Below are 7690 nucleotides of genomic sequence, written 5' to 3'. Positions count from 1 at the left end.
TGATGGGTAGGGAAAATTTTCCAACTATTGCTCTATACGCATGGGGTAATTTCATTTTCTGAAGCGCCGGCGAGATGGAGGTGAATAGTGGAATTTTCCAACTATTACCTATAGAGCAATAGTAATTTCATTTTCTGAAGCTCCTGCGAGATGGAGGTGGGTAGTGGAATTTTCCGACTATTGCGTATAGAGCAATAGTAATTTCATTTTCTCAAGCACCTGCGAGATGGAGGTGGGTAGTGGAATTTTCCGACTATTGCGTATAGAGCAATAATCAAATCATTTGCGTATAGAGCAATAGTAATTTCATTTTCTCAAGCGCCTGCGAGATGTAGGTGGGTAGTGGAATTTTCCAACTATTACCTATAGAGCAATAGTAATTTCATTTTCTCAAGCGCCTGCGAGATGTAGGTGGGTAGTGGAATTTTCCGACTATTGCGTATAGAGCAATAGTAATTTCATTTTCTCAAGCGCCTGCGAGATGGAGGTGAATAGTGGAATTTTCCAACTATTGCCTATAGAGCAATAGTAATTTCATTTTCTGAAGCGCCGGCGAGATGGAGGTGAATAGTGGAATTTTCCAACTATTGCCTATAGAGCAATAGTAATTTCATTTTCTGAAGCGCCGGCGAGATGGAGGTGAATAGTGGAATTTTCCGACTATTGCTCTATACGCATGGGGTAATTTCATTTTCTGAAGCGCACGAGGTGATGGGTAGGGAAAATTTTCCAACTATTGCTCTATACGCATGGGGTAATTTCATTTTCTGAAGCGCCGGCGAGATGGAGGTGAATAGTGGAATTTTCCAACTATTGCTCTATACGCATGGGGTAATTTCATTTTCTGAAGCACACGAGGTGATGGGTAGGGAAAATTTTCTACTATTGCTCTATACGCATGGGGTAATTTCATTTTCTGAAGCACACGCCGGATGTGGATGGATGGTGAAATTTTCCGACTATTACCCATAGAGTCATAATAATTTCATTTTCTGAAGCACCAAACGAAAGGAGATGAATAGTGAAAATTTTCTACCCCATGCGTATAGAGCAATAATAGTTTCATTTTCTGAAGCACCAAACGAAAGGAGATGAATAGTGAAAATTTCCTTCTATACCGAAAACTCACTTAGAGATTACTTTTAACTTTTGAGTTGCGTGTAACGCTATACTTCTGCAAGATTATAATTTAGTAACAAACAATTTAGCAGAATCTTAGTAATATGGAAAAAGTTGAAATAGCAGATCAACAACCTCAAAAACTAGCAGCAACTACTGGATTTTTAGACCAAGTAGCAATCGAAAATGAAACTGTTTGTTTAAGTGGATGGGTTCTCTCTTGTGAGTCTGAACCTGTAACTAATTTTAAGGTTTTATTTGGCAGTAAAAAATTAACAGGATTTGCATTAACTCAAGGTCTTCCTAGTCCTGGGGTAAAAAAAGCTCATCCAAATATTTCTGCTGCTAATAATGCTCGATTTATTATTCGGTTGCCGATGAATAAACAGCAGCAACAAGAATTTAAGGATGCTCTGATTATTTTAATTCCTTTGGTAGAAAATCGTGCAGGAGAACCTCTGTTAAATGCTGTTACTCCTGCTTTATCTTCTTTAGTAAAAACATCAGAAGAAAATAATTTGCCAACTACTACTCCGCAGATAGATTTGATTTCTGTTCATGTGCCAAAAGCTGCTGGAACTGCTTTTAGACAGGTTTTATTACAGGTTTATGGAACTCAAGGGGTTCTGACGGATAAAACTAATATGTTTGAAGATAATATGCCAGCTAGTATTCATTGGCAGACTAAAGTTATTGAGGGTCATTTTCGTGCGGGTAAGTATGACAAATTATTTCCTAATGCTCGGAGAATTACATGGTTAAGAGAGCCGATCCATAGATTAATTTCTGATTATTGTTTTCGCCACATATCTAATCCTACGAAAGACTATCTTAATCAGGGAGGTTTGTTAAAGTTTGCTCAAGGTAATAGTAATTTGATGACTTATTGTGTGAATGGTAAGTCTCTAGATTATTTTGATTTTGTGGGAATTACGGAATATTTTGCTGAGGATTTACTGGAACTGAAAAATCTTTTGGGGTGGTCTGATTATGAGGTAATTTATCAAAACAGAAATCCGTATCCAGAATATGTTGAGTTTCAAAAGAAAGTTTTATCAGATAAAAGATTAATGGATGAATTAGCAGCAGCTAATAGTCAAGATATGGAACTTTATGCAGCAGCTCTAAGTTTACGAAAAACTCCTAGGAAAAAATTAAGTTTGAGAACTTTACCTCTAGAGCAACCCAAAACTGTGCCAACTGTAGGAAATTTGGAAGGAGTAGAAATTAAGAATCAACAGTTATATTTATCTGGTTGGGTAGCTTCGTTTGATTCTGGTCTTGTAGATGGTTTTGAAGTTACTGTGGCAGGTCAGAAGTTAACAAATTTTGAACAAATTTTTGGTCTCTCAAGTCCTGATGTTAAAGAAGCTTTTCCTTATTTAGACAGTGCTGAAGTTGCTCGTTTTCGTTTGGTAGTTCCTTTATATGAAATGCAAGTTGAACGGTTTCAAGATTCTGTTGTGGCTTTAGTTCCTTTTTTTCAGGGGCGTAAGGGTTTGCCGATGGTTAAGGTAATTCCTGCTGTTGATGGAGGTGATAAAATTGTTGATTATAAAGTTATTAATCGGGAGAATAATGTTGATTCTCATGTTATTTTGCCTGATGGAAAGTCTATATTGTTTCCACCAAAAACTTTGGTAAAAAGGGTTCACGGAGATTCTGAAATTAGTGAGTTTTTGGAGGCAGGTAGGCAAATAAGTAGAGATATTAAGGCGGCACTTCAGAAGGTTGGTAAGAGTTTTGATGAGTTTGAATCGGTATTGGATTTTGGTTGTGGTTGTGGACGGGTGATTATTTGGAATGGTTTAGAAAGTAATTCTACTTCCTTATACGGTACAGACATTGATACTGAAGCTATATCATGGTGTCAAAAAAATATTAAATTTGCTGAGTTTAATGTTAACCAAGCATTGCCACCTTTGCCTTATGAAGATAATCAATTTGATTTTATTTATCTCATTTCAGTATTTACTCATCTTAATGAGGAAATGCAGTTAAAATGGTTGCAAGAATTGGAAAGAATTACTAAACCAGGGGGTGTTGTACTGGTAACAACTCGCCGACTCAGAAGTCTTAAAGAAGCAATTGAACTGGCACCTAAATTAGTAGAAGTAGGATTAATATATATGCCATCTTCAGCATATAAAAATGTCTTTCCAGATTGGTATGGAATTACGCTTCAGACAGAAGAGTATGTCAGAAATAAGTGGGTTGATTTATTTGAAATAGTTGATTATTTTCCGGGGGGAATTAGAGGTAATCAAAATATAGTATTGCTCCGCAAAAATATGAAGCAAAACTTGTTTTTTTCTCCAGAAGCGATCGCTACTAAACGAGAAATGCTAAACCAATTTCCGCAGCAGCAAATGCCAGAAATTAAACTTGTTGCTGCAACTGGATATCTGGAACAAGTGGAATTTATAAATAAACATGAATTATCTATTAAAGGTTGGGTTGCTGATGCTAATTTGGGTTATTTGGAAAATTTCAAGGTTATTTTTGATGCTATGGAAATAGATGATTTTGAACTGAATACGGGTATTCCTAGTCCAGATGTCAAAAAATTACGTTCCAATCTTAATAATTCTGATAATGCTAGGTTCCATATCAAAATATCTTTTAATTCTGAACAAGTTTCACAATTGTCAAATTCTCAGATTGATTTAACTCCTATCTTTAAGGATGGTGAAGGTGGGGTTTTATCCAAGACTTCAGATAATTCTCAAAAAGCTACTTTTCCTGAAGCACCCATAGTTTCAGAACAACCAAAGTTTATTACACCAATTGAACCAATTAAAACAGCAGGTAAATCACTTAGTCAAAGTCAAAAGCTGAAAGTTGAAAATCAACAATATTCTGGGATTGACAAATCTATTAGTTCGATAGTGGTTGATTGTTTTGGTTATTTAGAGAAGGTAGAAATTTCTCATCAAAAATTAGTCATATCTGGTTGGGTAGGTTCGGATAATTTTGGTTCTGTAGAGGGTTTTAAAGTTTTTATTGGGGGTCAAAAATTTACTTCTTTTGCACAAGAATTAGGTTTACCTAGTTCAGATGTGGCAAAGGTTCGCCCTAAACTTAATAATGCTGAAAATTCTAGGTTTTGCCTGGAAATTTCTCTGTCTCAAACAGAACTGCAAAACTGTCAAAATTCTCTGATTGCCCTAACTCCAATATTTCAAGGTCAAGAGGGAAATATTCTGTTTCAATTATTTAAGCCTTCCCTGTCTATTCCTGATGATAAATATATAGATGGTGGAGCGAATAATTTTATTCGGAGAAGCTTTAAGTTTTTGGGCGATTTTATCCAAAGGGTAGGTGTTAAACGAACTGCTGAAGTTTTAGAAATTGGTTGTGGAATTGGGAATATTGCTTATGGTCTTTCTTATTATTTACAGTCTCCAGGGCGTTATGAAGGGTTGGATTTTTCGGAGGAGTTAATATCTTGGGCGCAGGAAAATATTACAACTGAAAAACCTCATTTCAATTTTCGGCAGATAGATTCAGATTTTCAATTTCTCTACGATGATAAAAGTTTTGATTTTGTCTTTATTGGTTCTAGGTTTACTCAGGTGGGTGGGAGTGAGATTCGTAATTATTTAGATGAGGTTTATCGAGTTTTAAAATCTGGTGGTCGTCTCTTGTTTAATTGTTTCTTGATTAACCATGAGTCGGAACAGTTAATTTCTGAAGGTAAAAGTTCTCAACCTCTTATTCATCGACTTCAAGAAGGTTTTACTAAAGATAAGAATGCACCAGAAAAAGGTATGGGTTTTCTGGAGTCTTTATTGTTGGAGTGGGTGAATAATTCTGGTTTTGATGTGGTCGGAAAATTCTATGGTTCTTGGTGTGGAAGAGTGGGTTGTAAAAGTTATCCAGATATGTTGATTATTGAGAAGGAAGAAGGCAGGAATTTAGAATTGAGAATTGAGAATTCAGAATTGATAAGTCAAAAAGAGGAAGTCAAATCTGAAAAGTCAGAATTTAATATTGAGAAGCAAAAAGGCAGGAATTTAGAATTGAGAATTGAGAATTCAGAATTGATAAGTCAAAAAGAGGAAGTCAAATCTGAGAAGTCAGAATTTAATATTGAGAAGCAAAAAGAAATAGGGAATAAAAAAGCAGTTTTTCTAGAGTCGTCTTTGGAAAAAGTTGATAGCGATCGCTCAGAGATTTTGCCGGAAAATTTACCATTGGAAACTACCGGGGAAATAATTTCTACAGCTACTTCTTCTATTTCTCCTTTACTAACAGAAATAATGGCTGATTTGGAAAAATCGCAAATAGAGATTCAAGAAATTCAAGCTGATTTGGAAAAATTCAAATCTAAAAAGACGAATACTTCAGCTAAAAGTTTATTTCTTGTCGAACCAGATACAAATTTGTCTGGGTTGGGAGAGCAAACTCCTACGAAAAAAAAAATTCTAACTAACCATATAGAAGTAGATACTCTTTTACCTGAGTGGGGAGATAAAAGTTCTACTAAACCAGTGGTAGAAGTTAATAATTTGTCTGGGTTGGGAGATAAAAGTTCTACTAAACCAGTGGTAGAAGTTAATAATTTGTCTGGGTTGGGAGATAAAAGTTCTACTAAACCAGTGGTAGAAGTTAATAATTTGTCTGGGTTGGGAGATAAAAGTTCTACTAAACCAGTGGTAGAAGTTAATAATTTGTCGGAGTTGGCAAACCAAACTCCTACTAAACCAGTGGTAGAAGTTAATAATTTGTCGGAGTTGGCAAACCAAACTCCTACTAAACCAGTGGTAGAAGTTAATAATTTGTCGGAGTTGGCAAACCAAATTTCTACACAACAAAAACAGGAATTATTGGGTTTATCGGGAGTAACGATTGAAAAGTTCTGGGAAATTATTAATCCAGTAATTTTAATGGAAGGAAGAAGGAAGAAGGAAGAAGGAAGAGGATATTTTTCTAACTTTTCTCTAGAAGGAAAAATAAATAGGGAAGAAAGAAGAAGAGATTTTTCTCAACCTTCTATGAGTATCCTAACTCCTACTTGGAATTCTTCTTTAGATTGGTTTGTGGAAACAGTGCTAAGTGTTCTTAACCAATCTATTCCTGACTGGGAATGGTGTATTGTTGATGATGGCTCGAAACAACCAGAAATTAGAAATGTTCTTGCAGGTTTAGCAGAAAAAGAATCAAGAATTAAAGTGCTATTTTCAGAAGATAATGGCGGTATTAGTGCTGCGACAAATAAAGCACTAAACATGGCTACAGGAGAATATATTTGTTTATTAGACCATGATGATACTCTCGCACCGACAGCTTTAGAAGATAGTTTGGATAAACTGGCGGCAGGATTTGATGTGGTTTATTCTGATGAAGATAAAATTGATTTTTCTGGCTTAAATTATATTCACCCATTCTTTAAACCTGACTGGTCGCCTGAATATTTTCGTGGTGTTATGTATGTCGGTCATTTATTATGTGTTCGTCGAGAAATAGCTTTAGTTGCTGGAGGTTTTAAAACTGAATTTGATGGGGTACAAGATTATGAGTTTATGTTACGAGTTTCCGAGCAAACTAATAAAATTGTTCATATTTCTAAGCATCTTTATCATTGGCGACAAGTTAAGGGAAGTATTTCGGGAGATGCTGATGCTAAAGCTGGTATTGAAGTAGTACAACAAGCTGCTGTTAATGCTCATTTGGAAAGAATTGGTTTGGCGGCAAAAGGCGAACCTGGTTTGGGTAGACATCGGGTAAATATTAATCCTTTGCCAAGAAATAATTACCCTTTGATTAGTTTGATTATTGCTACTCCTAATATTTCCGAAAGTCTCGGTCAATGGCTGGCAAATTTCTTGTCTGTTTCTACTTATCCTAAAAATGAAGTCATTTTAATTGGTGGTAATGGAACAGAGAATTTCATCGAAAATCCTGCTGTTAAGGTTTTAAGTTTATCGGGTAAGTTTAATTATTCTCGTGCTTATAATTTGGCGGCTAAAACTGCCCAAGGTGAATATTTTGTTTTTCTGAATACTAACTTAGAACCTGCTGTTGAAGATTGGCAAAGACATCTTTTATATTATGCAGAACAATCTGATATTGGTGCTGTCGGAGGATTTTTAGTTTTCCCTAATGGAACTGTTGAACACGCAGGTATTGTGTTAGGAAAATTGGGAAAAGTTAATTATGTGATGCGAGGTTTTCCTACTAATGATGATGGTTATGCAGGTTCTTTGGTTTGTGCAAGAGAGGTGTCTGCTGTTACTAGAGATTGTTTGATGGTGAGTCGGGAAAATTTTGAGTTGGTGGGTGGTTTTAATGAACATTTTTTCTCTGATTATCAGGATGTTGATTTGTGTTTGAAGTTGAGAAATAAAGGTAAGCGAATTTTATTTACTCCTCGTAGTGTTTTAATTAACCGTGAATCAGAAAAACATAGAGAGGGAAATTATAATGTGGTTGATTATATGTTGCTGTTAGACCAATGGCAAATTGATATGGATATGGGAGACCCATATTACAATCTTAATTTTGATATTCAACAGAATAATTATTCTGTAGTTGTGTAGCGATCGCTCTGTATAACTGAAGTCTGAAG

At 35.5% G+C, this 7690-nt stretch carries 1 protein-coding gene; it reads left to right on the top strand.

All coding sequences use genetic code 11. From position 1 onward, the window contains the following. Nucleotides 1–1223 precede the first annotated feature (1223 nt). The gene (locus tag F6K22_RS24080; RefSeq protein ID WP_293103744.1) at nucleotides 1224–7661 is read left to right on the top strand and encodes a glycosyltransferase; all 6438 of its coding nucleotides are present in this window, start codon (nucleotides 1224–1226) and stop codon (nucleotides 7659–7661) included. Nucleotides 7662–7690 lie beyond the last annotated feature (29 nt).

The sequence above is a fragment of the Okeania sp. SIO2F4 genome (assembly GCF_010672385.1).
Taxonomy (GTDB): domain Bacteria; phylum Cyanobacteriota; class Cyanobacteriia; order Cyanobacteriales; family Microcoleaceae; genus Trichodesmium.
Note: the sequence above shows the minus strand (reverse complement) of the source record. Positions and strands in the feature narration are given on the sequence as shown.